General features: G+C 58.3%; 22 protein-coding genes and 1 tRNA gene. 4 read left to right on the top strand and 19 right to left on the bottom strand.

Going from position 1 to position 25,833, the window contains the following annotated elements; translation table 11 throughout:
• Positions 1 to 34: 34 nt before the first annotated feature.
• Positions 35 to 847 carry a sulfite exporter TauE/SafE family protein gene (locus BXY39_RS07420; protein ID WP_121938191.1) on the bottom strand — a complete coding sequence of 271 codons (813 nt, stop codon included), beginning with the start codon at positions 845 to 847 and terminating at the stop codon, positions 35 to 37.
• A gap of 463 nt (positions 848 to 1,310) precedes the next feature.
• On the opposite strand from BXY39_RS07420, the gene BXY39_RS07425 reads away from it, so the two are divergent.
• The 3 genes from BXY39_RS07425 to BXY39_RS07435 all read left to right on the top strand — a co-directional run bounded on the left by BXY39_RS07425 (position 1,311) and on the right by BXY39_RS07435 (position 8,000).
• On the top strand, positions 1,311 to 3,380 hold the full coding sequence (locus BXY39_RS07425) for a S9 family peptidase (protein WP_170163690.1): 2,070 nt from the start codon (positions 1,311 to 1,313) through the stop codon (positions 3,378 to 3,380).
• 541 nt (positions 3,381 to 3,921) lie between these two features.
• Positions 3,922 to 7,026, top strand: coding sequence for an autotransporter outer membrane beta-barrel domain-containing protein (locus BXY39_RS07430; RefSeq protein WP_121938193.1), 3,105 nt, complete (start codon positions 3,922 to 3,924; stop codon positions 7,024 to 7,026).
• A 446-nt stretch (positions 7,027 to 7,472) separates the two neighbouring features.
• Positions 7,473 to 8,000: an outer membrane beta-barrel protein gene (locus BXY39_RS07435; RefSeq protein WP_121938194.1), complete on the top strand. Its 528-nt coding sequence runs from the start codon at positions 7,473 to 7,475 to the stop codon at positions 7,998 to 8,000.
• A gap of 83 nt (positions 8,001 to 8,083) precedes the next feature.
• On the opposite strand, the gene katG is transcribed toward BXY39_RS07435, so the two are convergent.
• From katG to BXY39_RS07470, 7 genes are all read right to left on the bottom strand, one after another.
• On the bottom strand, positions 8,084 to 10,336 hold the full coding sequence (gene katG, locus BXY39_RS07440; RefSeq protein WP_121938195.1) for a catalase/peroxidase HPI: 2,253 nt from the start codon (positions 10,334 to 10,336) through the stop codon (positions 8,084 to 8,086).
• Between the two features lie 318 nt (positions 10,337 to 10,654).
• Positions 10,655 to 10,731, bottom strand: a tRNA-Pro gene (locus BXY39_RS07445).
• 284 nt (positions 10,732 to 11,015) lie between these two features.
• Positions 11,016 to 11,567, bottom strand: coding sequence for a MerR family transcriptional regulator (locus BXY39_RS07450; protein WP_121938196.1), 552 nt, complete (start codon positions 11,565 to 11,567; stop codon positions 11,016 to 11,018).
• A gap of 197 nt (positions 11,568 to 11,764) precedes the next feature.
• Positions 11,765 to 12,055 carry an integration host factor subunit alpha gene (locus BXY39_RS07455; RefSeq protein WP_121938197.1) on the bottom strand — a complete coding sequence of 97 codons (291 nt, stop codon included), beginning with the start codon at positions 12,053 to 12,055 and terminating at the stop codon, positions 11,765 to 11,767.
• A 156-nt stretch (positions 12,056 to 12,211) separates the two neighbouring features.
• Positions 12,212 to 13,282, bottom strand: a complete 1,071-nt coding sequence (plsX, locus tag BXY39_RS07460; protein WP_245998999.1) for a phosphate acyltransferase PlsX — start codon at positions 13,280 to 13,282, stop codon at positions 12,212 to 12,214.
• Between the two features lie 155 nt (positions 13,283 to 13,437).
• Positions 13,438 to 14,010, bottom strand: coding sequence for a DUF177 domain-containing protein (locus tag BXY39_RS07465; protein WP_121938198.1), 573 nt, complete (start codon positions 14,008 to 14,010; stop codon positions 13,438 to 13,440).
• Positions 14,007 to 14,585, bottom strand: a complete 579-nt coding sequence (locus tag BXY39_RS07470) for a ubiquinol-cytochrome C chaperone family protein (protein ID WP_170163691.1) — start codon at positions 14,583 to 14,585, stop codon at positions 14,007 to 14,009. Before BXY39_RS07470 ends, BXY39_RS07465 begins: the two co-directional genes overlap by 4 nt.
• Positions 14,586 to 14,810: 225 nt before the next feature.
• On the opposite strand from BXY39_RS07470, the gene BXY39_RS07475 reads away from it, so the two are divergent.
• Positions 14,811 to 15,326 (top strand): outer membrane protein assembly factor BamE, encoded by a 516-nt coding sequence (locus BXY39_RS07475; protein WP_121938200.1) that lies wholly within the window; start codon positions 14,811 to 14,813, stop codon positions 15,324 to 15,326.
• A 117-nt stretch (positions 15,327 to 15,443) separates the two neighbouring features.
• Here BXY39_RS07475 and BXY39_RS07480 read toward each other — a convergent pair whose 3' ends face one another.
• From BXY39_RS07480 to rpiB, 11 genes are all read right to left on the bottom strand, one after another.
• Entirely contained in the window at positions 15,444 to 17,531 is a 2,088-nt protein-coding gene (locus BXY39_RS07480; RefSeq protein WP_121938201.1) for a sodium-translocating pyrophosphatase, read from the bottom strand.
• 231 nt (positions 17,532 to 17,762) lie between these two features.
• Positions 17,763 to 18,263 (bottom strand): hypothetical protein, encoded by a 501-nt coding sequence (locus BXY39_RS07485; RefSeq protein ID WP_121938202.1) that lies wholly within the window; start codon positions 18,261 to 18,263, stop codon positions 17,763 to 17,765.
• Positions 18,253 to 19,266, bottom strand: a complete 1,014-nt coding sequence (gene thiL, locus BXY39_RS07490; RefSeq protein WP_121938203.1) for a thiamine-phosphate kinase — start codon at positions 19,264 to 19,266, stop codon at positions 18,253 to 18,255. The genes BXY39_RS07485 and thiL overlap by 11 nt, the downstream gene beginning before the upstream one ends.
• A gap of 45 nt (positions 19,267 to 19,311) precedes the next feature.
• Entirely contained in the window at positions 19,312 to 19,794 is a 483-nt protein-coding gene (gene nusB, locus BXY39_RS07495; RefSeq protein ID WP_121938204.1) for a transcription antitermination factor NusB, read from the bottom strand.
• Positions 19,791 to 20,246, bottom strand: coding sequence for a 6,7-dimethyl-8-ribityllumazine synthase (locus BXY39_RS07500; protein WP_121938205.1), 456 nt, complete (start codon positions 20,244 to 20,246; stop codon positions 19,791 to 19,793). The genes nusB and BXY39_RS07500 overlap by 4 nt, the downstream gene beginning before the upstream one ends.
• 69 nt (positions 20,247 to 20,315) lie before the next feature.
• Positions 20,316 to 21,419 (bottom strand): 3,4-dihydroxy-2-butanone-4-phosphate synthase, encoded by a 1,104-nt coding sequence (gene ribB, locus BXY39_RS07505; protein WP_121938206.1) that lies wholly within the window; start codon positions 21,417 to 21,419, stop codon positions 20,316 to 20,318.
• A 3-nt stretch (positions 21,420 to 21,422) separates the two neighbouring features.
• Positions 21,423 to 22,037 (bottom strand): riboflavin synthase, encoded by a 615-nt coding sequence (locus tag BXY39_RS07510; RefSeq protein WP_121938207.1) that lies wholly within the window; start codon positions 22,035 to 22,037, stop codon positions 21,423 to 21,425.
• 9 nt (positions 22,038 to 22,046) lie between these two features.
• A complete protein-coding gene (ribD, locus tag BXY39_RS07515) occupies positions 22,047 to 23,174 on the bottom strand; it encodes a bifunctional diaminohydroxyphosphoribosylaminopyrimidine deaminase/5-amino-6-(5-phosphoribosylamino)uracil reductase RibD (protein ID WP_121938208.1) in 1,128 nt (375 codons plus the stop codon).
• A 5-nt stretch (positions 23,175 to 23,179) separates the two neighbouring features.
• Positions 23,180 to 23,656 (bottom strand): transcriptional regulator NrdR, encoded by a 477-nt coding sequence (nrdR, locus tag BXY39_RS07520; protein WP_121938209.1) that lies wholly within the window; start codon positions 23,654 to 23,656, stop codon positions 23,180 to 23,182.
• Positions 23,657 to 23,677: 21 nt separating this feature from the next.
• Positions 23,678 to 24,973, bottom strand: coding sequence for a serine hydroxymethyltransferase (glyA, locus tag BXY39_RS07525; protein ID WP_121938210.1), 1,296 nt, complete (start codon positions 24,971 to 24,973; stop codon positions 23,678 to 23,680).
• A 108-nt stretch (positions 24,974 to 25,081) separates the two neighbouring features.
• On the bottom strand, positions 25,082 to 25,525 hold the full coding sequence (gene rpiB / locus BXY39_RS07530) for a ribose 5-phosphate isomerase B (RefSeq protein WP_121938211.1): 444 nt from the start codon (positions 25,523 to 25,525) through the stop codon (positions 25,082 to 25,084).
• Between the last annotated feature and the right edge of the window lie 308 nt (positions 25,526 to 25,833).

Below are 25,833 nucleotides of genomic sequence, written 5' to 3' on the forward strand. Positions count from 1 at the left end.
CGGCAAAAATCGCAAATCCAATAGGGTCGGCGCTTTAGAGAACGGAGGACAGAAGCCGTGCCGTCGCGGCAACGAGGAAAAACCCGAAAACCAGGCTGAGCGCCCGTTGCGGCAGGCGGTGCGCGGCGGCAGCCCCATATGGCGCCGTCAATGCGGCAGCCGGTGCCACAATCAGTACGGACGGCACATGGATAAATCCCAAACTGCCCCAAGGTCTGCCCGCTACATCGCCGCCAATGAGATAACCGGCGCCACCGCTTAAACTGATGACAAACCCGATGAGCGACGCGGTACCCACTGCCCGCGTGATGGCCGTGCCATACAGGGTCATGTAAGGCACCGAAAAACTGCCGCCGCCGATACCAAGCACAGCCGAGAAAAACCCTATCAATCCCGGGGGAAGCATGCCGGAGAAACCACCGGGCAGTCTGGCCCCCAGGCGCCAGTGATCGATGGGCAGCAACATTTTTATACTTAAAAACGCCGCAAGACCGGCAAACAGAAACACCAGTTCGCGCGATTTCAACGAAGCGGCAAAAGCAGCACCGCACAGGCTGCCAAGTATGACCGCCGGCCCCCAGCGGCGGATCAGCGCCCAATCCACCGCACCACGGCGGTGATGCGCCCTGATGCTGGACAGGTTGGTCACGACAATAATGGCAAGCGAGGTGGCGATTGCCATATGCATGCGCCAGATATCCGGCGCGTCCGCGAGCGCACTGAACAGAACCGGCACGGTGATAATGCCGCCACCGATACCCAGAAGCCCGGCCAGAAATCCCGCCAGCAAACCGGCTACAAGCAGTGCGGCGATCACCGGGCCGTAAGACATAAGACTATCGATCATATAATGGTATCGCTATGAGCGTTCAGAACACTGCACTGCATTCGGCCCGCCGGGAACCCTCTGATGAGGAGGCGGAGCCGCAGGGTTCGACAGGCCGCAGCCCTCGGCGGTTGCCCCGTCACAGCAAGGGGCGACATTCATCTTGCAGTGGGCGCACTGGCCGTGACCATGGACCCAGATTATAGGAGCGACATGTCCGCAATTGAAGCACTGTGCCGGCTTTGCCATGATGGTTCCATCCTTTCCGGTCCGTTGAAAATGTCTCAAAATACCGTGTGGGTGTGGACAGGCCACATATCCGTCCAATGCAATACAGACCATGCTGACGGCTCATACGCCATCTGACAATATGAGACTTTTCAACTTCGACTGACAAGCTCGGCATCCTCAACTATAGTTACTCGCGCTCGCGCATGTGGTTTGAAACATGACGCAGCCCCGGAGGATCAAGTGGGAGGACACAATGAGGCTTTTGAGAATGATCGGCAGCGGCCTTGCTGCCGTCACTATGCTGACAGGCGGCATCCTTGCCGAAACCTTACAGCCTGAACACTGGCTGGACTGGGAGCGCGCCGGCGCTGCCCAGATTTCACCGGATGGAAACACCATCGTCTATACCCGATCCCGCGTCGATCAGATGAACGACCGCTGGGCATCGGAAATCTGGATGATGAATGCGGACGGCAGCAAACAGCGTTTTCTGACAAAAGGACGCGGTGTGCGTTGGTCACCCGATGGAACGCGTATCGCCTACATCGCAGATGGACATTGCAAAACCGATGGGCATTGCAAAAAGGAGGGTGCGCAGATTTTCGTACGCTGGATGGATGCCGAAGGCGCCACCAGCCAGGTCACTCATGTAAGACACGCACCGCGCATGCTGCGCTGGTCACCCGACGGGACCCGTATCGCTTTCCGCGCCCGGGTGCCGGCACAATCCGAATGGACCGTGAAAATCGCCACACCGCCCAAAGGCGCCGAATGGAACCGGAATGCCACGGTAATCGATACCCTGCACTACCGGCAGGACCGCGTCGGCATGATCAAGGGGTTCGATCATCTTTTCGTCGTCACGGCGGACGGCGGCACGGCCCGGGCCCTGACAGAAGGCCGCTGGCACACAAGCGCACGGTTTTCAGGCACGGTTCAAAGCTCTCCGTTCGCATGGACACCGGATGGCAGTCATATCGTTTTTGACGGCAACGGCCCGGACGGCGCTACGGACGAAGCCGCGCTGAGCAGTCATATCCATAAAATCAATGTCAACAGCGGCGACATCACGCAGTTGACATCAACGCCGGGCTTCTGGGCATCACCCGCCCTGTCTCCCGACGGGGAAACCGTTGTTTACGGCGGCAAGGTGGAGACGATTTCCACATATGGCCCGGATCAGATACGGCGTATTTCCGTCAATGGCGGCACGGAAACCGTCATCACCGCCGATTTACCGGCAGGCGCCGCCAACTTCCTGTTCACACGCCGTAACGACCGGGTTTATTTCAGTCTGAATGCCGAAGGAACGACGCAGATCATGCGGCTGAACATGAACGGCCGCATGGAGGCCGTGACCAGCGGCAACCACCGTCTAAGCCTGGACAGCATCACGTCGGACGGCGCCTTTGCCGGACGCGGCACCAATCCGTCACATGATTTCGATATCGTCACAGGGACGGTGACCCGTGGCAGACTGAGCCGCCTGACCGATCTGAACGCAGACATCCTGGAGGATGTCACCCTTGGCAATGTTGAGGAGTTCTGGACGGACAGCAGCGACAATACACGCGTTCAGGGTTGGGTCGTGACCCCGCCCGGTTTCGACCCCGACAAAAAATACCCCATGCTTCTGTATATCCACGGCGGACCGCATGCCATGTATGGGGTGAATTTCAATTTCGTGTTTCAAGCCATGGCCGCCAAGGGATATGTGGTGGTTTTCACCAATCCGCGCGGCTCTACCGGATACGGGGCGGCGTTCGCCAATGCCATCGACAATGCCTATCCGGGACGACGTGATTTCGACGACCTGATGGCCGGCGTCGATGCCGTGGTCAGCCGGGGCTATGTGGATGAAGACCACATGTATGTGACCGGCTGTTCCGGGGGCGGCGTCCTGACCACATGGGTAGTCGGCAACACCGACCGTTTCGCGGCAGGGGCAGCGCTGTGCCCAGTGATCAACTGGGTCAGTTTCTCGGGCACGGCGGACATTGTCGCCTGGTCCTACAAACGTTTTCACAAACCCTGGTGGGAGGATATGGAAACCTGGCTGAAACACTCCCCGCTGATGCGGGCGCCGCATATCACCACGCCGACCCTGTTCATGACCGGCGATAAAGACCTGCGGACACCGCTGGCCCAGGCTGAAGAGATGTATTCCGCCCTGAAAATGCTGGATGTGCCGACAAAGCTTGTCGTCATGCATGGCGAGTACCACGGCACCACGCGTATTCCGTCCAATATGCTCAGAACCATCGCGATACTGGATAAATGGTTCAAGGAATGGCCGGAAGCAGGTGGTGCGGAGCGCGAATAGATACATCCGACCCCACTAAAACGCATGACCCGCCAGTGCCATACTGGCGGGTTTTTTGTGACATAACCGGCGTTCGCGTAGCGCTGCCGCCGCTTTGTCGTATCGGTTTCCACAGGCACAAAAAAATTCGCAGGATTTTTCGTCAAACATCCGTATGATGGGAAAAGGGGCAGTATTTCAGTCAGGGCTTGTCAAAAAGCGAAACAAGGGTCAATTCAGGGAGAGATTTGTGACTCTGACATTTACCGGCGCGCCCACAGGACCAAGCCAGTGCGCGGCCTTTGACGTGACCCACGCGTTCAATACAGGCAGGCGGGGGACTTTTTGATGATTGTCCAGCGCCATTCCCATACAATCTGTCGCGTTCCACCGGGTGTCGGTTGCATTTTTTCCCCTGCTGCCCCAGAGGTTTCAGGACATATGTAGCTGCCCATCCCGGTGCCCTGCTCCATTCCCGCCGGAGGCACGACTGTTACGGACCGCTCATTCGGCGCGCCGCTTATCCACATCATTTTCCAATTATGAGACGATCGTTATCCGCATGATTCATTTATCCTATCGAACCGGCATCGCTGCCACCCTTGTCATGTCCCTGTTGCCGCAAAGCCATGCCCAGGATGCCACCATCGACGAAGAAGAAACGGCGTCCGTCTCGACCACGCAAAGGCTCGGCCAGGGTCCCGCCACCCTGACGATCACCAGTGAGGGCAGCATCAACGTGACCCAGGGAACGGCGCTGCGTATTGACGGACCGCATACACTGGACCTTAGCGGTGCACTGATCAGCAGCGCCGAGCGGGATGCAACCGGCCTTTTGATTGACGCGTCCGGTCAGGCCATAAACGCCGACCTGACCCTGTCAGGGTCCATGACTGTTGGAAATTCTGATTCAGACACGCGGGATTTGAGCATTTCGTCCCTGAATGTCGGGATCGACATTGCCGGAGGCGAAGGGTTTTTTGGCGACATAACGGCCAGCGGCAGTAACCGCGTGACAGTCTATGGCTCGGATGCGACGGGCATGCGCATAGGGACCGGTTTCAACGGTGATATCGTCATTGACGGCGCCCTCAGCGTTATCGGCAACCGCGGCATCGGTCTGGATATCCAGGCACCGGTGACCGGCGATATAAGATTGGATGGCACTGTTTCGGCCAATGACCTGGACAGTATCGGTGTACGGGTTGGCGGGCCGGTGACGGGAGCGGTGACCGTTGCCGGCACCGTTTCAATCGGTACCGCACCGCAGGTCGATGGAGATGGAAACAATGTCGATGGCATCTCCGGCCTCGCCGGGCTTCTGGTTGAACAGGACATCACCGGCGGGCTTCTGCTGGAAGGGGTGGGACGAAACAATACGGGCGTCGACGAAGACGGCGAGCGGTTCGGCCCCACGACCGACAGCGTTATCAACAGCAGGGGAAGCGGAACGGCGTTTCTGCTGGAAAATCGCAAAGCGGACACCAGCGATCTTGTCATCGGCCTCGTCAACGAAACCGACTATGGCCTGATCATGCGCGGCACCGTCTCGGCCACCCCGAGCGATCCCGGCGTGGACACCCTTGCCGCCCGTCTCACCGGGGGCGATGACGGCCGCCTGACGCGGGTCGAAGGGGGAATCTGGCTGGATACCGGGATTATCGACGCTGAATCCCTGGATGCAAACGCAACCGGGCTGATCCTCGGCAACGGATTTTCAACGCCCATATTGTTCAATGACGGCCGCATCCAGGGGGAGACGCTCCGCAGTGCCCAGCTGAATGACGACGGCGAAACCGTTTTCGGACCGGGCGGCAGTGCCTTCGGGCTGCTGATTGAGGAAACAGCAAGTCTGCCGGAGCTGGACAACAGAGGGTCGATTATTGCCATAGCGGCGGGGGACGACAGTTCCGCTGTCGCGCTGCGCGATCAGTCGGGAACACTGACGGAAATCATCAACAGAGGCACCATCGCCGCCATTATCCAGGAAGACGGCACGGGGAGCGCGATAGCGATTGACCTGGGTGCGAGCGATGCGGACTTACGGCTGGTCAACAACGGCGCCATCATCGGCGATATTTTCCTGGGGAGCGGCGACGACAGGGTCCGGTTCGCCAATGGTTCGCACGAAGGACGGCTGGATTTCGGGACGGGCAACGATACGCTAGTCCTGCGCGGCGAAACCGAACTGGAAGCGGTCGTCAGCTCCTCCGGCACGCTTCATCTGGATGCGGCGGAAACGTCCCTGACATTGCCGGCCTCGCAGCGGCTGACGGCGACCACCGGTTTCTTCGGCACGGACACGACGATAGAATTCCAACTGAACCCGCGCAGCGGCGAAAGCAGCCAGCTGGTTTTCACCGACACCCTGACACTGACCGATACCGTTGTGATCCGCCCCACTCTGAACAGCCTGTCACTGGACCAGCAATCTTTTGTGCTGATCGACGCCGGCACTATCGCGGGGGCCGGCGATATCACGGAATTTGTTGAAATCGATGCCCTGCCCTTCCTGTTCAATGTCGACTTTTCCCAGGAAACGGTCGACAGAACGCAACTGGTACTGGATGTGGAACTGAAAACAGCCGAAGAGCTTGGCCTGGACGCAAATTTCACCACGCTCTACAACGCGCTGACGACCGAGGGTATTCTTGAGGAAAGGCTGGATGAGGCTTTTGCCACGGTTGCGGATGAGGCGGCCACCAACATTGCGCTGACGAGTCTGCTACCGGATCTGACGAATGCCTCATTCGATCTGGAGGTCGAGCGGTTGCGGATCCATGAACAGAATATCAGCAACCGGCTGCGGACCTTTGTCACCGACCAGGCCTATGAAAGCGGGTTCTGGGCCCGGGAAACCATCAGCCTGTCCGACGTGAGCGACGCCAACAGCCTTCTGGACGGCGATATTCTGAATATCGATCTGTCGCTTGGCTATGACAGATCCATCAGTGACAGCCTTGCCGTTGGCCTGAGCGGTACGTTCACGCTTGCAGGGTTTTCACGCGACGAGGAGCTCGGCTCGGAGCTGAGCCGCATCGGCGGGGCCGTATCCGCCTATGGAATGTGGCGGAACGGCGGGCTGTATGCGGGTGTGGATGTAGGCGCCGCCTTCGCGACAACGGAGCGGGAGCGTCAGACCGTTGTCCAGTCGCAGGAAAGGCTATCCGAGGCGGACAATACCCTGTTCTCGGCACATGCCACAGCGGAAGTGGGCTACGATCTCAAGGTCGGCGGGCTGCATCTGGCCCCCTTCGGTCGGCTGACCACGATGATTGCAAACGAAGGCAGCTATACCGAGGAAGGCACCAACGCTCTCAACTATTCCGTTGAAAGCCGCGATATGACTTATATAGCGGCCACATACGGTGCCTATGCCGGCTATGATATCAAGTGGGATGCCAACAATATTCTGCGTCCGATGGTCTTTGCCCAGCGGACGGATCAGTTGAACAGCGATACGCTGGACCCGATCATCGCCACTGTTGTCGATACGGATGAAACCCTGACTTTCAATGCCGAGTTACTGGATGGAGGGTCCGAGAGCTTCGGCGGCGGCTTCTTCCTGTTTGGGGGCGCCTATTCAAGCTATATCGGGTATCGTCAGGACAAATTCGACACTCGCACGGTCCACAGCGGTACGATCAATTTCCGTCTGGAATTTTAGCCTGGACGACTGGTGGAGGCCTATAGGTTTTTCCATCAGTCGCCGCCTTGCGGCATCGCCGAAAAGGGGCAGACAAAAACGGCTTGTCGGGTTACAGACCGGCCCTGCTTTATAAAACATAAAACCGCTCGGTGACACTTGGCGGTTTTATGCTGGCGCCTCGTCACCATATCAGGAATAGCATGCCTTGTTGTCTCCGGCCCGGATGCGGATGCCGTTTCTTTATGGCTTTTCCTACCTTGCACTAAACATGACAGCGACAAAAACGGATCATGATCACGGGCGTCCTCTCCACGCGTCATGGTATGTAACTTACACCTAACTCATTGATTTAATGATATTAATTTAAAATAAGATCGCTTGACAGACGACCCGATATCTGTGCATGCCCTCGGTTTGACCACGCTAGTGTGGTCAATTCCGTATGGTTTTCAAAGGAATTCATTATGAAACACGCTCTTTTGGGTACTGTGTTGTCGGCACTGGTCGGTACAACCGCCATGGCCCAGGATACGCCAAAATATTTTGACGGATTTTTCGTCGGCGGCGACGCCGGCATCACCGATGATGGCGATTTTTATTACGGTGCTCATGGTGGCTACCGTGTCCAAACGGACAATGATTTCGTTTATGGCATTGAAGGAACGTTCGGCAGCATCGATGCCTCGGACTCGTTCGGACGGGTGAGCGCCGAAATCGACAATGTCTGGTCTGCCAGTGCTTTCGTCGGGCTGCCTTTCGGCAAGGACCGCAAGAATCTCTGGACCGTCGGCGGCGGATTTACCCAGATCAATGCAAGCGCCACCGCAGCCGGCATCGAGGTTTCGGAAGGGTTCAGCGGTTTTCGGGCCTCAACCGGGTATGAGCGCGTTCTGAGCGACACTGTACGTCTGCGTTTTCAGGGGAATTACGCCAATTACGAGCAAGGTGTCGATGGCCTGACCTTTACAGGCGGTTTTACCTTCGCCTTCTAGGGCGGATCGGGAAATTGTGGATGACCAATGGACTGAATGGCCGGGCACTGTGCCCGGCCATAACGTTTTTTGGAGGCTCGACCTTACATTTCGAAGCGGTCCAGTGTCATGACTTTGGTCCAGGCTTTGACAAAGTCCTTGACGAAGGTCTCCTGGCTATTGGCATAAGCGTAGTATTCCGCGACAGCCCGCAACTCTGAATTCGAACCGAAGACGAGATCCACTTCTGTCGCGGTCCACTTGAGTGCGCCGGACTGACGGTCAACGCCTTCAAAGACACCTTCGGCGGTCTCGGATTTCTTCCATGCCGTGGACATATCCAACAGGTTGACGAAGAAATCGTTTGAAAGCGCACCCGGCCGGTCGGTCAATACACCGTGCCTGGCGCCGCCGGCATTGGCATCGAGAGCGCGCATACCGGCAATCAATACAGACATCTCCGGAACGGTAAGCGTCAGCGTGTCGGCTTTGTCAATCAGCATTTCCGAGGGGGACCTGCGGGCAAGGTCACTCATATAGTTGCGGAAACCATCGGCAGCCGGTTGCAGATAGTTGAACGATTTGGCGTCTGTGTGCTGTTGGCCCGCATCGGCTCTGCCGGGAACGAAGGGTACGGTAATATCAACACCGGCCTTTTCAGCGGCGTCCTCGATAGCAACAGCCCCACCAAGTACGATCAGATCCGCCAGGGAGACCTTGCGGCGTCCCTTGTTGAAGTCCGCCTGAATTTCTTCAAGCGCCGCGAGAACACGCTCGAGAGAGGCGGGATCGTTCACTTCCCAGTCCTTTTGCGGCGCCAGCCGGATGCGGCCACCATTTGCCCCCCCGCGATAATCGGTATCGCGGAAGGTGGATGCGGACCCCCACGCGGCACGCACCAGATCGGCAGAGGCGATACCGCTTTTGCGGATGGCATCCTTGAGTTTTCTCGTATCACGGCTCCCGATGGTCTCGCCGTCAACTTCGGGAAGCGGGTCTTGCCACACGAATTCGTCGGCCGGCACTTCAAGGCCGACATAACGCGATTTGGGTCCCATATCCCTGTGCGTCAGCTTGAACCAGGCCCTGGCGAAAGCATCATCCATAGCCCCTTCCACTTCAAGAAAACGCTTGGTGATTTTGCCATATTCGGGGTCGTACCTCATCGCCAGATCGGTTGTGAACATGATGGGCTGATGCAATTTATCGGGATCAAAGGCGTCTGGAACGAACCGGGCGTCCTCGTCCTCGGGCACCCACTGTTTCGCCCCGGCCGGACTTGTCGTCAGTGTCCACTCAAAGGCGTACAGGTTTTCGACATAGTTATTGCTCCAAACCTGCGGGCTCGCGGTCCAGGCGCCTTCCAGACCACTGGTGACGGCATCAGGGCCGGATCCGGTACCACATTTGTTTTTCCAGCCAAGACCCTGCTCCTCGACACCGGCCGCTGCCGGCTCGGCACCGATACATTCGGATGCCTTGTGGGCACCATGCGCCTTGCCCAGGGTGTGACCGCCGACAATGAGAGCGGCGGTTTCTTCATCATTCATGCCCATGCGGCCGAATGTTGTGCGGATCGCCTCTGCCGCTGCCAGAATGTCCGGATTACCGTGCGGTCCCTCGGGGTTGACGTAGATCAGACCCATTTCGGAAGCAGCAAGGGGATTGTTCAGTGAGCCGTCCGCGTGGCGCTCTGATTCAAGAAATTTGGATTCCGGCCCCCAGTAGACGAGCTCCGGTTCCCAGTCATCGAGACGCCCTCCTGAAAAGCCGTACGTCTTAAAACCGGCACTTTCCAATGCGACATTCCCTGCGAGCACGATCAAGTCAGCCCACGAGAGACTGTGACCATATTTCTGTTTTACGGGCCACAGCAGCCGTCTCGCCTTGTCGAGGGAGGCATTGTCGGGCCAGCTGTTGAGAGGTTCGAAACGTTGTTGTCCCCCGTCAGCGCCACCGCGGCCGTCACCTGAGCGGTAGGTGCCGGCGGCATGCCAGGTCATACGAATGAAGAAACCCGCATACGTGCCGTAGTCCGCAGGCCACCAGTCCTGAGAGTCGCTCAGAACCGCCGTGATGTCCGCCTTTACGGCCTCCAGATCAAGCTGTGAGAATGCCTTGGCATAATCAAAGCCGTTGCCGATCGGATCACCGCTGTAGGCGTTTTTGCGAAGCTCGGAGAGGTCCACACGATCAGGCCACCAGTAATTCACAGACTTTGGTTTTTCGTCCCCGTGGGCACGCATCGGCACTTGTCCCATCGACGGCTCGTTAAACCCAGGAGGCGTCGCATTGGCGCCTCCGATGAATGCCAGTGACGATGTCACCAGCAACATAGTTTTCAGCGTTTTCTTCATTTCCTGCTCTCCTATATCTCTGACAGAAATATACCCGCTTTATCTGGCGCGATAACCGATATCGGGAACGATCCCGGCGCCAGTGACTTTCCCATTTATCCAGCGACTCTCACGGTCGGTGCGATATCGGTCCACCTGACCTGCCAAAACGGTGAATGCTTTGGCGCCATGAGGGAAATTGAATGACTCAATGTAAAAAATCGGGAAAACCAATCAGACGGAATTTCCCTGTTTCAGGCGGTCCGCCGCCCCGGGAAAACCCACAGGCCCTGAATCAGAAAGGCCCCGGCAGTGAAGCTGCCGGGGCCTTCATTTCATTGGTCGGGGAGACAGGATTCGAACCTGCGACCCCTGCGCCCCCAGCACAGTGCTCTACCAGGCTGAGCTACTCCCCGATGTTCGATAGATCGCTTTGGCCAAGGCCAATGGGGCGTCAGGCGGGCGCGACTATAGCCACAGCATACCGTGCACGCAAGCGGGCATTTCGCCTTTCTCCGCCCGTTTTCCCGTCGGTTGGGTCTGCCTGACGTACGGGAACCCTGATATGAGGCATGTGGCCGCCGACCAAGGCGGATGCTGCGGAAAGCAGTGGGGAAGATTGCAGGCGAGATGGGGCACGTCCGGCGGTAAAACCCAATGATGTCGCACCAATGCCGCAGTGGTGAAACAGACCCCGGCCTTAATCCAAACTGGCCCTGAGGGCCCTCAATTCGGCGAGCAGACGGATAAGAACGGATTTCTCATGACCATCAAGGAGCGGGATCCCATCCGCCTCTGCTTGAACGTCATGGTCGTTATCGGGACCGGCAGGGAGTGCGGTTTGCGTATCGGGACCGATAGAGGCCCCTTCCGGACCGGTGGCAGGGGCCGGTACCCGTCCGGCGTCAGCCGGAACGGCAGGAGCATGACCGCCGCCGCGCAACATGACGCCTTCATCCGCCTGGGCAAGCGTGGCCTTCAGGCCCTGTTCCTTGAACAGCTTCTGCACCCCACGGATCGTATAGCCGTCACCGTGCAACAACTGCTTGATAGATTTCAGGACCCGGATATCGGCCGGGCGGTAGTAACGGCGGTTACCGCCACGCTTCAAAGGCTTCACCTGAGGAAACTTGCTTTCCCAGAACCGCAGGACATGTTGTGGCAAATCGAGGGATTCCGCCACTTCCGAAATGGTACGGAACGCTTCCTGCGCTTTTGCCGCGCGTACCGGTTCGTCTTGCGTATCGTCCATAATTGCCCCGAAACTGCAAACCCGTGCCGGTGTCCCGCCCGCCATTCCTGAATGCGTTATCGTACCATATCCGATTGAAAAAGGCGGCCATGTCAGCCGGGACCGAGTTTCCCGTGAGAGTCCGGCCAGATTATGGCCAAACCGTAAAGCAGGACCAAAAACAGACCCCCGCCACAATGATGAAGGCGAAATACCGGTCAGGCGTTGATACGGTCTTTCATCACCTGGCTTGGGCGAAACACCAGAACACGCCGGGGCTCAATCGGCACTTCCTCACCCGTTTTCGGATTACGGCCCATACGACCGTTTTTATGGCGGACGAGAAAACTGCCGAAGGAAGAAATCTTCACATTCTCCCCGGAGACCAAGCAGTCGGAAATTTCATCCAACACGGATTCCACCAATGTCGCGGACTCATTGCGCGACAAGCCGACCTCGGCATAAACAGCCTCTGTCAGGTCCGCCCGGGTGAGCGTTTTATCAGTCATGCCCCTTGTCCTTTCCGGAACATTATGTCCATCAGCCCAAGAAAACATACTATGGGCATTACCGACCCATGTCAACGATGAGGGGCATTTTCAGTCTTATATTTAAAGGCTTATGACAATTTCTTGAAGCCGGAAACGCCGCCGTCCCCTGCCCTGTCAGGATGCCTGCGCGCTGCTTTGCACGGGCTCAGCCCCATCAAGGGTTTCATCAAGATGGGGAATGTTTTCCAGATCCTCGCGGATCAGGCGGATCAGGTCATTGCCCGCCATGTCTATGGCGGTGGAAATGGCCGTGGCAAAACCATTGGCATTGGCACCGCCATGGCTTTTCACCACAAGCCCGTTCAATCCCAGAAAAACGCCGCCATTGTGATTGTTCGGGTCCAGATGGTCCCGCAGTGACTGGAAACCCTGCCGTGACAGCAGATACCCCAGTTTGGATGAACGCGACGACCGGAAGGCCCGCTCGATCAACTGGCCGAGAAGTTTGGCCGTGCCTTCCAGCGTTTTCAGGGCCACATTGCCGGTAAAGCCGTCAGTGACGATCACATCGGCCTCACCCGCCATGATCCCGTCCCCTTCGACAAAACCGGTAAACTCGATGGGCAGGTGATCCGCCTGACGCAACAATTCCGCCGCTTCGCGAATGCTGTCCTTGCCTTTCAGTTCCTCGACCCCGACGTTCAGCAGGGCCACGCTCGGACGGCTTTGCCCGAGGACAGTGCGCACATAGGCAGACCCCATGACAGCGAATTGCGCCAGATTGCCGGCATCGCATTCCACATTGGCGCCAAGGTCCAGGACCACACTCTCCCCCTTCAGCGTCGGAACCGGAGAGATCAACGCCGGACGGTCAATGCCGGGCATGGTGCGCAGAATAAATTTGGCCAGGGCCATCAGCGCCCCTGTATTGCCGGCGGAGATTGCAACATCCGCTTCACCGTCCTTGACGGCCTGAATGGCAAGTCCCATGGACGAATCACGGCCCCGTCTCAACGCCTGGGAGGGTTTGTCGTCGCCGGCTATGCTCTTGTCGGTATGGCGCAGGTCAACGGCAGGCTTCAGGGCGTCATGCTCGTCCAAAAGGCCGTTCAGACAGGCTTCGTCGCCAAACAGCAGAAACCGCGTTTCAGGATATAAAATCCGTGCCTGGGCCATGCCAGCCACCACCATGTCCGGCGCTTTATCGCCGCCCATGGCATCAATGGCGATGGTAATCTTGCTCACAAACTAGTCCATTTTCCTAAAAATACGCGGTACCGCCATAGCAAAATGGCGTTTTGAACCCGCCGAAACCATAACGTTTTTTACCTGCCGCGCAAGGGACGCATCATGGTGCAGTGCACAGAGACCCTACGTTTTGCAAACCCTTGCCGGACCGACTAGTCCGCTTTTCCGGATCGTTTGCCATCCGGTGATTTCAGTCCCTCCAGAACGCTGAAAGGGTTTTTCTTTTGTAACGGCGGGGCATTAATCGCCACACCATGGGTTGAAACATCCAGTATGCCATTCTTGCGGGGATAGGGGTCCATTAAAAGCGCCACGGTCTGGGCCGCAATTTCCCCAACCGGCACAATGCCCTCATCATCGATCACATCATAATCGGCAACAGCGGGATCGGCATAAGCCTCTTCGGCGTCCAGCGTGTCCGCGACATCCGCCGTGACCAGATCCAAAGTAAAGGGCGCATCGATCTCTTCCGGCATTTCCTCCATGCTGGCAACGCAGACACGGGTCAGGGACGCCTTAACCTCCCCTGTGATGTGCACACTGCCAGGACTTTTCCCTGCCGTCAGGGCCACCGTAACGGTCAAGGCATTAACGGACGGTATATCAAGACGCCCGGCCAGAGCTTGCAGATCGGCCGGGTCGCATGCGAGCGTCATGGACAGGCCGCCAGCCGGGATATCGTCACGTGCGATCCGCGTTTCAAGTGCGAACTGTCTGCTGTTCATGTTCGTATCTTCCTCTCTGCCGGACGGGGCGGCGCAGGCAGCGCGATGCGCCAGGCCCGGATGTCCTGTGTCGCGGCACCGTCAATCGCCTGTTTCACATCCCGCACATATCCGGCCAGAAGCGCGATGACATCAGCCGGCACAGCGGTCCTGCCGTCCGTGTCGTCAACACCGGCGCCTTCCTCCTGGCGGTACAGGTTACGTGCAAGCACATCTTCCAGTGCCTGAGGCGCCGCGCCCCTCTCCAAGGCGGTTGAATAAGCGTCCAGACGTCCCAGCCAAGCAGCCCCCATCTTCTTGATCTGTTTGCCGACACTGAGATCCCCGACCCCCATTTCCCGAAGGGACCGGTCCATATCCTCGATCATCACTTCCTGCAGGCGCCGGGCGAACAAAAGATCATCATCGCCAACGTCCACCCCCTTGCGCAGGCGGTCCACCACCAGCGCCATGTGCAGAAGGATCAGGTCAAAACGGCCATCAAGCGTATCCGGCACAGCGAAACCGCTGTGAAATACCTCCTGCCGGGCCGCCCGGACAATAGAAGTATAGACCATATGAACAGCCGGCAACATGCGGCGTTCTCTTAGCCAACGCAGAATCATGAGATGATGCCTTATCTTCCATTCGTCCGGCCGCCCGCTTCATACCCGGCCAATCCGGTTGACGCCTGGCGGTCCGGACCATCGACAATCACAATTGAGCGGTGCCGTAACATGGAGGCTTGCCTGACGCAATGGCATGACGATACACTGCCGCGCCATATGGCACAGTTTTGCTTCATTTAAGGACGATCCGCCATGAGTGCGAAATCCGGACAGGTTTCCTGCAAACACCTGTTTCGCCTGGCCATCCTCGGGCTGGGCGTGGCCGCTGTCAGTGCCTGTGCCACAGGCAGAAGCGTGCGCGGCTATGTATTTGACCCCCAGCTTGCCGATGCCATTCAACCCGGTGTCGACAACCGGCGATCCGTCAACTCGACCCTGGGCACACCGACACTGAGCGCGACATTTTCCGATGATGTCTGGTATTATGTGTCGACCACGGTACAGATCCGCCCCGTTTTCTGGCCGGAGCCGCAAGAACACCGCGTTCTGGCGATTTCCTTCAATGAACGTGGCGTTGTCTCGAATGTCGAGAATTACGACCTGGCGGATATGCGCACGATCAACCCGGTGGGCGACAAAACGCCGACCCGCGGTCGTGAACTGGGCTTTTTCCAGCAGATTTTCCAGAATGTCGGCCGTTTTGCCGGTGCACAGCCCGGTGGCGGTCCCGGACCGACCGGCGGTGGCCCCGGCCCGAACGGCAGTTGACGCGCGGTCATCTTGTCCCATTGATACATCAGCAGATGAAAAAACCCCGGCCGGCAGCCGGGGTTTTCTTTTTCAGACTGTGAACCTGTATCCTGACGCAGAGCGCGCAGACAACAGTCAGTGGGCCAGCATGGCAAGAAGCAGCAGGGCGACAATATTGGTGATTTTGATCATCGGATTGACCGCAGGCCCGGCCGTATCCTTGTAAGGGTCCCCGACCGTATCGCCGGTCACGGCTGCCTTGTGGGCCTCCGAGCCTTTGCCGCCATGGTTGCCGTCTTCGATATATTTCTTGGCGTTATCCCAGGCACCGCCGCCCGCAGTCATCGAAAGCGCAACGAACAAGCCACCGACGATCACACCCAGCAGCAGAGCCCCCAAGGCCGCAAAAGCCGCTGCCTGCCCCGCAATCGCCTCAATCACAAAATAGATGACCACGGGGGCGGCAACAGGCAGCAGGCTCGGCACGACCATTTCACGGATCGCCGTTTTCGTCAGCAGATCGACGGACCGGGCATAATCCGGTTTGGCCGTTCCTTCCATGATGCCGGGATTCTCACGGAACTGGGCACGCACTTCTTCAACCACCTCGCCACCGGCACGACCGACGGCCGTCATCCCCATGGCCCCGAAAAGGTACGGCAGTAGCGCCCCGACAAACAATCCGACCACCACATAAGGATTGGACAAGTCGAAGTCGACACGGACGCCGGTGAAATATTCGCGCAAATCGGCGGTGTAGGCCCCGAACAGAACCAAGGCAGCAAGGCCGGCTGATCCGATAGCATACCCTTTTGTGACCGCCTTGGTGGTGTTGCCGACAGCGTCGAGGGCATCGGTACGGCTGCGCACATCATCGTCAAGACCGGCCATTTCGGCGATACCACCGGCATTGTCCGTCACAGGTCCGTACGCATCCAGTGCCACAACCATACCTGCCAGGGCCAGCATCGCGGTCGCGGCAAAGCCTAGGCCGAGGATGCCTGCAATCTCGTAAGATGCGATGATACCAATGCAGATGACCAGCGCCGGCAAGGCCGTTGCCTCCAGCGAGATGGCAAGGCCCTGAATCACATTGGTGCCATGACCGGTTTCGGATGCCTTGGCGATGGAACGCACAGGGCGATAATCCGTTCCCGTATAATATTCCGTGATCCAGATGATAACACCGGTCACGACAAGGCCGATGAGACCGCAATAGTAAAGATCCTGCCCTGTCACCATCATATCACCGGCGGCAAAACCGCGGTTCATGTCACCCCCGAGGGCAAAACTCATGGCGAACCACATGGCAATCGCCGACAGAACAGCGGTGACGATAAACCCCTTGTAAAGGGCGCCCATGATCGACTGGCTTTTGCCGAGACGGACGAAATAGGTCCCGATGATAGAGGTGATGACACAGGTCCCGCCGATGATCAGGGGCAATTGCATGATGTCCCCGGCACCTGAGGTGATAAACAGCGCCGACAGCACCATGGTGGCACCGACCGTGACCACATAGGTTTCGAACAGGTCTGCGGCCATACCCGCACAATCGCCGACATTGTCGCCCACATTATCGGCAATCACCGCCGGGTTTCTCGGATCATCCTCCGGGATGCCGGCTTCCACCTTGCCGACCAGATCGGCCCCCACATCAGCGCCCTTGGTAAAAATACCGCCGCCAAGACGGGCAAAAATGGAAATGAGTGATGCCCCAAACCCGAGGGCGACAAGGGCATTGATCACCTCGCGGCTCGTAGGATCAAACCCCAGGCCGGCGACAAGAATGGCAAAATAACCGGCCACCGCCAGAAGGGCGAGACCGGCCACAAGCATACCGGTGACAGCACCGGCCCGGAACGCAATGGTCAGCCCCTGCTGAAGGCCGCTGCGTGCGGCCTCGGTCGTGCGTACATTGGCCTTGACGGAAATCAGCATGCCGATATAGCCGGCGGCGCCGGACAGAACGGCACCGATGACAAACCCGAGAGCCGCCAGATAATCAATCGCCACAAACAGAGCAATGGCGACGATCAGACCGACAACGGCAATCGTCCTGTATTGGCGGTTCAAATAGGCTTTTGCGCCGGTCTGTATGGCATCGGCGATGCTTTGCATCGTCTCGGTTCCCGCAGCGGCGCTCAGTACGGATTGCCGGGTAAAAATACCATACAGAACGGCCAGAAAACCGCATGCTATGGCGATGAGTGTGACTGTCATTTACGTCCCCCCTGAAGGTGATTCCTTATGACCGGGGGCAAGTTCTCCCCAAAACACACTCCTGACACGGGCGTCCCCCGGCAACCGGCGGCCATTCCCGAATAAGCTGAACGGCACACCCGTGTCGATCACTCTAGGAAGCTCGCCATGACTTTACAAGCGTGAGGGTCAAGCGGCTTCAACGGAGCGTCAGGACCGAGAAACAGCCGGGAGACGGCTTTGAGGCGAGATTCAGTTGGGAACCCGGAGCGCACTGGAGACCAGAACACTGTAGACCGTGCCCTCGCCCAAGGTTTCGTTCGCAGCCTGTTTCAGGATGTCGGCGGCCTTGTCCAGATCCAGCTCCAGCGGCTGATCCTCACGCATCAGGTCGGTCTGACTGATGGCCCGGATAAAAGCATGACGCAGTCGTGGCAGGGACGCCTGAACGCGGCTCTGATTTTCCGAGCCGCTGACTTCGACCGTCAGATTGAGAAAATAGTTCCCGATATAAACGGAGCGTTCCTTGCGCCGTGCGTAAATCGGCACGGCAACCCTTTCAAGAGTTACCGTCGACAGGTTCGTCGGCATCGGCTCCGGGGCGGCTTCTTCCTCCATGGCGCTATCGGGTTTGCCGCCGCCGAAGCTGAGATAGCCGGCTCCGATCCCGAGACCGAGACCGACAAGCAGTCCCATCAACAGCAGTGCCTTGCCCGCCGAACCGCCTGTATCGTGCAAATCGTCATCCGTCATCGCTGCCCCCTTTGCCCGCGACCATGCCGGACGCAAAATGATCGTAGCCCATGCCTTCAGTTTGCACAGGCCGACCGGCCCGATCAACCAGGGTAACGCCGCTGCCTTGCACAATGCGACCGATCCGGTGAAACGGCACACACAGCCTGTCCGACAAACGCATGACGGCATCAAGCGCGGCAGGCGGTACGGTGAACACAAGTTCATAGTCATCACCGCCGAACCATATGCACGCCCGGCCTTCCGGCCAACGGTCAATCAGCGCGCGTGCGGCATCGCACACCGGCAAGCTCCCGTCATCGATCACGGCCCCGACACCGGACGCCGCGCAGATATGGCCAAGATCGGCGAGTAACCCATCAGAAATATCCGCGGCCGCCGATGCCAGACCGGCCAAGCCCTGCCCGACGGATATCCGGGGTTCGGGATACCGATACCGCTGCACCAGTATGGGATCGCCCTCGACCGCGCCGCGCCGGATGGCAAGCCCAAGAGCCGCAGCGCCCAAATCGCCCGTCACCATGACAATATCGTCTTCCCGCGCGCCGGAACGGCGTATCATACCGGCCCCGGGCGCATAGCCTATCGCCGTCACGCTGATCATGTACGGCCCCGGGCTGGCCGTGGTATCCCCGCCTGCAAGCCGGATGGAAAAACGCTGCTGAAAGGTGAATAAAGCATCCGTGAACCCGTCCAGCCACACTGGATCGATCGGTTTCGGCAACCCGAGTCCGAGAAAATAGCAAAAGGGTCGAGCACCTTTGGCGGCCAGGTCGGATAAATTGACCGCGAGCGCCCGGTGACCGACGCTGTCAGCCGGATCATCGGGGAAAAAATGCACATCCTCGATCAGCAGATCCTTGGTGACCACCAGATCGCCGCGGGCGGTGAGCAAGGCGGCGTCATCGATCAGGCCAAGTCCCTCCGGGCCGCTCAGAGGCGCGAAATAACGTGCGATCAGATCAAACTCACCAACGGGTTTTCCGGCTACTGCCCGAGGCATGGCGACACGCCTTCCGATCAGATATTAAAATTTCATTTCAATGATTTAACGAACGTCTTTCGCAATTTTGTCAAGAATGCCATTCGCAAAGGAAACTTCCGAGCGATCAAAAAACGCGTGCCCGACATCCATATATTCATTGATCACAACCGCCGTGGGCACATCTGGACGCGCGGCCAGTTCATAGGTACCGGCTCTTAGAATAGCCAGCAACACGGGCTCCAGGCGCTCCAGTGACCATTTCTCGCTGAGACGGGCGCTGATGTATCCGTCCAGTTCCTCACGGCGCCGCCAGGCGCCGCTGGCAATATCCGCAAACAGCGCCTTGTCGGCGGCCACATACTGGTCGCCTTCAATTTCGGCACCAAGACGGTGCTGCTGATATTCTTCAATAACCATGGGCAAAACCGCGTCCGCATCCATGGCAAGCTGGTACAATGCCTGTACGGCCGCCAGGCGCGCCGCGCTGCGGGGGCTGCCATCAGGCCTTGGTTTTGTCTTGGCCGCAGTCCTGTTCGGGTGCGTCATCGGGCAGCACTCCCGGCACGGGCAAAACCGTGTTTCAGCGCCACCATGGCAAGGGCCGCTTCCGCTGCACCGCCCCCTTTGTTTTTCTCTGACATGAGGGCACGGGCCATGGCCTGATCACGATTTTCCACCGTCAGGATACCGTTACCGATGCACAGCCCCTTGTGAACACTGAGGTCCATCAGACCGCGCGCGGATTCACCGCAGACATAGTCATAATGCGTGGTCTCACCCCGGATTACGCAGCCCAGGGCAACATATCCGTCGTACAAACCGTTGGCCTTACTATCCGCCAGGGCGATGGCGCCGGGAATCTCAAGCGCGCCGGGGACCGCAATCCGGTCCGCCGTGGCACCGGCAGTCTCAACCGCCGACAGAGCGCCGTCGGCCAATTCATCGGCGATATCGGTATAGAAACGGGCCTCGACTATCAGCAGGTGCGGAGCGGACATTGCGTAATCCTTTGGCTAGCGCCGCTGCAATCGGGCGCACATCGGGGATCGTAAGATTTGCCGTCAGCCCTAAAGGCTGTCCGGAATGGCGCGGTGTTCTACAATATTGAGGCCATATCCATCAAGGCCGACGACATGGCTCGGTGTTTTCGACATGAGAATCATATCCGCAACACCGATATCGCGCAGAATCTGGGCACCAATACCATATTCACGCAGGGTGCCCTGCTCCTTCTCACCCGAATGACGGTTGAGAAGATAGGATGGCCGCATTGCAACCAGTCCAGGAAACAAAACGACGACGCCGCGCCCTTCCTGCTCGATATGGCGCATGGCCCGTTCAAGCTGACCGGTGCGGGGGTGATCCATACCCAGAATATCCTCAAACGGATTAAGGGAGTGCATACGCACCGGCACGGGGGCGTCAGGGCCGATCTGCCCCAGCACAAGCGCTGTCGTCTCCCTACGGTCGGCTGGCGACGTGTAGACGATGGCTCTCCATTTGCAGCCGGTTTTCCGGGTGAATTCCTTTTCCGCCTCGCGGCTGACAAGAATGTCATGTTTCAGCCGGTAAGCGATAAGATCGCGAATCGTGGCGACTTTCAATCCGTGTTCACGGGCGAAAGCAACAAGGTCCGGCAGACGCGCCATGGTGCCGTCGTCATTCATGATCTCGCAAATCACAGCGGACGGATTGAGACCGGCCAGCCGTGCGATATCGACCGATGCCTCGGTATGCCCCGCCCGAACCAGCACACCGCCGTCCTGGGCGATCAATGGAAAGACATGCCCCGGCGTCGCAAGATCTTCGCGCGTTTTGGTGGGATCAATGGCAACGGCAACAGTACGCGCCCGGTCAGCCGCCGAAATCCCCGTGGTAATACCGGTCTTCGCTTCGATGGAAACGGTGAAGGCGGTCTGATTGCGCGCCTCGTTATTGTCCGTCATCGGGGCGAGGTTCAGGTCTTCCGCCCGGTCACGGGTCAATGGCAGACAAATCAGGCCGCGACCGTATCTGGCCATGAAGTTGATGGCATCCGGGGTTGCCATCTGCGCCGGAATGACCAGATCACCCTCGTTCTCGCGGTCTTCGTCATCGACCAGAATGAACATGCGTCCGTTGCGGGCTTCCTCGATCACATCTTCGATGGGGGACAGGGCGATTTCCGACATGGCTCAGCTCCGCTGCGCGAGACGGGCCACATAGCGGGCCATGACATCGAACTCAATATTGACACGGGCACCGGCGGCACTCTCGGCAAAACCGGTTACGGCACGTGTGTGTGGTATCAGATTGACCGTGAAAACCGTCCCATCGGTATTGTCACGTACCGAATTGACAGTCAGCGACACACCGTCGACGGCGACGCTGCCCTTCTGTGCCAGTAAACGGCCATGGCTGGGCGGCACGCGCACGGACATGGTAACGGAATCACCGACATCGTCCCAACCGACGATGTCACCCACGCAATCCACATGACCGGTCACGATATGGCCACCCAATTCGTCACCGACCTTCAATGACCGTTCCAGATTGACGGGCGCTCCCTCTCGCCAGTCTCCAAGGGTGGTGACGCGCTCGGTTTCAGCCGATGCGTCTGCTGCAAACCAGCCGCGCCCTTTATCCGCGGGCGCTTTGTCCACGACCGTAAGGCAGATGCCGTTGCAGGCGATGGATGCCCCGGTTTCAACCGTGTTCAGATCATACACCGTTTCAATGACGAGGCGCAGATCGCCGCGTCGTTCAAGGGACCGGAGACGGCCCACATCTGTGACAATGCCTGTAAACATGATGCTCTGTTACCCCTCCGACACATAGCATGCAAGCCTGTCGGTCCCGATGCGGCGCTCTGTCGCCAGTCGAAAACGCGGAGCCCGTTCCAGAGCGCCCAATTCAAGAGCTCCAAAAGCCGGTCGTGCATCCCCACCCAGCAGGCAAGGCGCGTGAATTTGTACCAAACGATCGGCCAGCCCCGCCTTTAAGAATCCGGCCATAACCGTTCCTCCCCCTTCCACCAGAACGCGGGTCAAACCACGAGTGGCCAGACTGTTGGCCACACCGGCCAAATCGTGCGGGTCCGTGACCGGCACCAGGGTGACGCCAGCCTCCGCCAATGCAGGATCGATCTCTTCACCGGCCGCATGAACAAGCCATACCGGAACGGTACGCGCACTCTGTACCAGACGGCTACCGGCCGGCAAACGGGCATGGGTATCCAGCACAACCCGAATGGGCGAACGGTTTTCCAAACCGGGGATACGGCAGTCCAAAAGAGGATCGTCGGCAAGGGCTGTCCCGATACCAACCAGGATGGCATCATGGCTGGCGCGCAGCCAGTGCCCGTAGATACGGGCATGGCTGTTCGTAATCCACCTGCTGGTCCCATTGGCAAGGGCAATGCGGCCATCCAGACTGGCGGCCGATTTCAGGGTAAAAAGAGGACGCTGCATGGTCACCCGGCTCAGGAAACCGGCTGTGACACAACGGGCGTCTTCTTCCATGACACCGGTCACAGTTTCAATGTCCGCCTGCCGCAATATTGCCAAGCCCTTTCCAGCAGTGCGCGGGTCTGGATCGTCAAGAGCAATGACGGCCCGCGCAATGCCCGCTTCGGCCAGCAAACGGGCGCATGACGGCGTCTCGCCTTCATGGGCGCAGGGCTCCAGCGTTACGTAGGCCGTTGCACCCTGGGCGTCCCTCCCCGCCTGTGACAGGGCGACAGCCTCAGCATGGGGACGGCCACCAGGCCGGGTATAGCCGCGAGCGATAACGCGCCTCTGCCTGACCAAAACGCACCCCACCGCAGGATTGGGAGCAACACGCCCCAAGGTCCGCCGGGCAAGAGACAGCGCGTGCCGCATATGGAGACGGTCTTCCGAAAGGCGTGCCCCGGCGCCCCACACCGCGCTTTTACCGGCGTCGGACATGAGGATCAGGCCTGGCCGGCAAGATCGCTTTCCTCGCCGCTCATCTTGCCGAGGAAACGCTCAAAATCCGATACTTCACGGAAATTGCGGTATACCGAGGCATAGCGCACATAAGCCACCTGATCGAGACTGGCCAGCCCTTCCATGACGAGCTGACCGATCTGTTCCGATGTCACATCGCCGTCACCCATGGATTCGAGACGACGCACGATCCCGTTGATCATCCGTTCGACCCGTTCCGGTTCCACCGGGCGCTTTCGCAGGGCGATATCCAGGGACCGCTCCAGTTTGTGACGGTCGAATGGCACACGACGGTTGTTTTTCTTGACCACCATGAGTTCACGCAGCTGGACCCGTTCAAACGTAGTGAAACGGGCACCACAGGCAGGACAGAAACGCCTGCGCCGGATCGCCGACTTGTCCTCGGTTGGCCGCGAATCCTTTACCTGGGTATCTTCATTCTGACAGAAGGGACAACGCATCTTTTCATCCGCCCTTCGACATCAAAACCCGTCCGGATAAATCGGAAAATCAGTGCATAATGCGGCGACCCGTTTGCGCACCCCGTCCTCAACCAAGTCATTGTTTTCCGAGCCATTCTCTTTCAATCCATCGAGAACCTCGGTGATGAGATCGGCGATCAACTCAAACTCGGTGACACCAAAACCACGTGTCGTGCCAGCAGGCGTCCCCAGACGGATACCGGACGTCACAAAGGGTTTTTCAGGGTCAAACGGCACACCATTCTTGTTGCAGGTGATGTGGGCCCGTTCGAGCGCTTCATCGGCCGCCTTACCGGTCAGCCCCTTGGGTCTGAGGTCGACAAGAACAACATGTGTATCCGTGCCGCCCGAGACGATGTCGAACCCCTGCCCCTTCAGACGGTCGGCCAAGGCCCGGGCGTTTTCCACAACACGGGCGGCATAGCCGGCAAAATCTTCCTGCAGGGCTTCGCCGAAGGCAACAGCCTTCGCTGCGATGACATGCATGAGAGGCCCGCCTTGCAGACCAGGGAAAACAGCGGAATTCAGCTTTTTGCCGATGTCCGTGTCGTTGGATAGAATCATACCCCCCCGGGGGCCACGCAGGGTCTTGTGCGTCGTCGTGGTGACGACATGGGCATGCGGCAACGGCGAAGGATGCACCCCACCGGCAACCAGACCGGCAAAATGAGCCATATCCACAAGGAGATAGGCCCCAACGTTGTCGGCGATTTCCCGGAAACGACGAAAATCGATCACACGGGGATATGCGGATCCGCCGGCTATGATCAGGCTGGGTTTATGCTGAGCGGCCAGAGCGGCGACCTCATCAAAATCGATCAGGGCGTCGTCTCGGCGCACACCATATTGAACCGCGTGAAACCATTTGCCGGACTGGGCCGGCGGGGCGCCATGGGTCAGATGGCCGCCGGCATCAAGCGACATGCCAAGAATGGTATCTCCGGGCTTGGTCAGGGCCAGCATCACGGCACCATTGGCCTGTGCGCCGGAATGCGGTTGCACATTGGCGTAAGCGCAATCGAACAGCGCCTTCGCCCTGTCGATCGCCAACTGTTCCGCCACGTCCACATGGGCGCACCCCTGATAGTAGCGGCGTCCCGGATAGCCTTCGGCGTATTTGTTGGTCAGAACCGACCCCTGTGCCTCCAGTACCGCGCGGCTGACGATATTTTCAGAAGCAATCAGCTCAATCTGGTTCCGTTGCCGGTCCAGTTCGCCGGCAATCGACGCATACAGCGCCGGGTCCTTGTCGCTCAAAGACTGAGAAAAGAAGGTTTCGGGATGCCCATCCAACATAATTGCTCCTCAAACGCCGCGCGCATACTTATGCGGTCATGATCCGCATCTGAAATCATGAATGAAAGTGCCGGCTCACCCTCATCCGGCACAACAGATTGTGTCACCCTATCGTGCCGCGCCCAATTTATCGACCCGTTTTTGATGCCGGCCGCCTTCAAAATCCGTTGCGAGAAAGGCATGCAGACAATCGAGCGCTGTTTCTTCGCCGATGAGACGCGCGCCCAACACAAGGACGTTCGCGTCATTATGCTGGCGGGCAAGTCTTGCAGAGAGATTATCATGACACAGGGCCGCACGAACAGCCGGGTTGCGATTTGCAGCAATGGAAATACCGATACCCGATCCGCAAACCAAAACACCCTTATCCGCACGCCGGTCGGCAATCATCTCGGCGACGGCGCGGCCATAATCGGGATAGTCGACAGACTGCGGCCCGTTCGTGCCAGCGTCAATCACCGACCAGCCACGGCGCTCCAATTCCTGACTGAGCTTTTCCTTCAACACGAATCCGGCATGATCACTGCCTATGGCGATCGTCTTTTCCGACACGGTCCCTTTTCCTTTTCCTTCCGGCCGCCTCGCACCGTCAGGGAGGCCAGCTTTCAAAATGTTCTTGCACATCTATATCTGGATTATGCCTGTTCTGCGAGGGGCCTTGGCAAGCGAACAGATAGCATATTGTTGTTTTAGCGGGATTTTACCCCAAAAACCGTAACGGGGGGAGACAATAGCGGGTTTGCAATATCTTAATTTTTTGGAAATACCTTAAGGTGAATACTTTAAAACCTAGCGTTCTAATCACATTGAATATGTTTAATAGAAAATTGACGGCCTTTTAATGTTGAAATTCCAACTCA

Source organism: Eilatimonas milleporae (genome assembly GCF_003688555.1).
Taxonomy (GTDB): domain Bacteria; phylum Pseudomonadota; class Alphaproteobacteria; order Sphingomonadales; family Kordiimonadaceae; genus Eilatimonas; species Eilatimonas milleporae.

What these genes read in the sequence shown, in the direction of transcription:
- BXY39_RS07420 (WP_121938191.1), bottom strand. Translation starts at nt 847, where the DNA reads ATGATCGATAGTCTTATGTCTTACGGCCCGGTGATCGCCGCACTGCTT.
- BXY39_RS07425 (WP_170163690.1), top strand. Translation starts at nt 1,311, where the DNA reads ATGAGGCTTTTGAGAATGATCGGCAGCGGCCTTGCTGCCGTCACTATG.
- BXY39_RS07430 (WP_121938193.1), top strand. Translation starts at nt 3,922, where the DNA reads ATGATTCATTTATCCTATCGAACCGGCATCGCTGCCACCCTTGTCATG.
- BXY39_RS07435 (WP_121938194.1), top strand. Translation starts at nt 7,473, where the DNA reads ATGAAACACGCTCTTTTGGGTACTGTGTTGTCGGCACTGGTCGGTACA.
- katG (WP_121938195.1), bottom strand. Translation starts at nt 10,336, where the DNA reads ATGAAGAAAACGCTGAAAACTATGTTGCTGGTGACATCGTCACTGGCA.
- BXY39_RS07450 (WP_121938196.1), bottom strand. Translation starts at nt 11,567, where the DNA reads ATGGACGATACGCAAGACGAACCGGTACGCGCGGCAAAAGCGCAGGAA.
- BXY39_RS07455 (WP_121938197.1), bottom strand. Translation starts at nt 12,055, where the DNA reads ATGACTGATAAAACGCTCACCCGGGCGGACCTGACAGAGGCTGTTTAT.
- BXY39_RS07465 (WP_121938198.1), bottom strand. Translation starts at nt 14,010, where the DNA reads ATGAACAGCAGACAGTTCGCACTTGAAACGCGGATCGCACGTGACGAT.
- BXY39_RS07470 (WP_170163691.1), bottom strand. Translation starts at nt 14,585, where the DNA reads ATGTTGCCGGCTGTTCATATGGTCTATACTTCTATTGTCCGGGCGGCC.
- BXY39_RS07475 (WP_121938200.1), top strand. Translation starts at nt 14,811, where the DNA reads ATGAGTGCGAAATCCGGACAGGTTTCCTGCAAACACCTGTTTCGCCTG.
- BXY39_RS07480 (WP_121938201.1), bottom strand. Translation starts at nt 17,531, where the DNA reads ATGACAGTCACACTCATCGCCATAGCATGCGGTTTTCTGGCCGTTCTG.
- BXY39_RS07485 (WP_121938202.1), bottom strand. Translation starts at nt 18,263, where the DNA reads ATGACGGATGACGATTTGCACGATACAGGCGGTTCGGCGGGCAAGGCA.
- thiL (WP_121938203.1), bottom strand. Translation starts at nt 19,266, where the DNA reads ATGCCTCGGGCAGTAGCCGGAAAACCCGTTGGTGAGTTTGATCTGATC.
- nusB (WP_121938204.1), bottom strand. Translation starts at nt 19,794, where the DNA reads ATGACGCACCCGAACAGGACTGCGGCCAAGACAAAACCAAGGCCTGAT.
- BXY39_RS07500 (WP_121938205.1), bottom strand. Translation starts at nt 20,246, where the DNA reads ATGTCCGCTCCGCACCTGCTGATAGTCGAGGCCCGTTTCTATACCGAT.
- ribB (WP_121938206.1), bottom strand. Translation starts at nt 21,419, where the DNA reads ATGTCGGAAATCGCCCTGTCCCCCATCGAAGATGTGATCGAGGAAGCC.
- BXY39_RS07510 (WP_121938207.1), bottom strand. Translation starts at nt 22,037, where the DNA reads ATGTTTACAGGCATTGTCACAGATGTGGGCCGTCTCCGGTCCCTTGAA.
- ribD (WP_121938208.1), bottom strand. Translation starts at nt 23,174, where the DNA reads ATGTCCGACGCCGGTAAAAGCGCGGTGTGGGGCGCCGGGGCACGCCTT.
- nrdR (WP_121938209.1), bottom strand. Translation starts at nt 23,656, where the DNA reads ATGCGTTGTCCCTTCTGTCAGAATGAAGATACCCAGGTAAAGGATTCG.
- glyA (WP_121938210.1), bottom strand. Translation starts at nt 24,973, where the DNA reads ATGTTGGATGGGCATCCCGAAACCTTCTTTTCTCAGTCTTTGAGCGAC.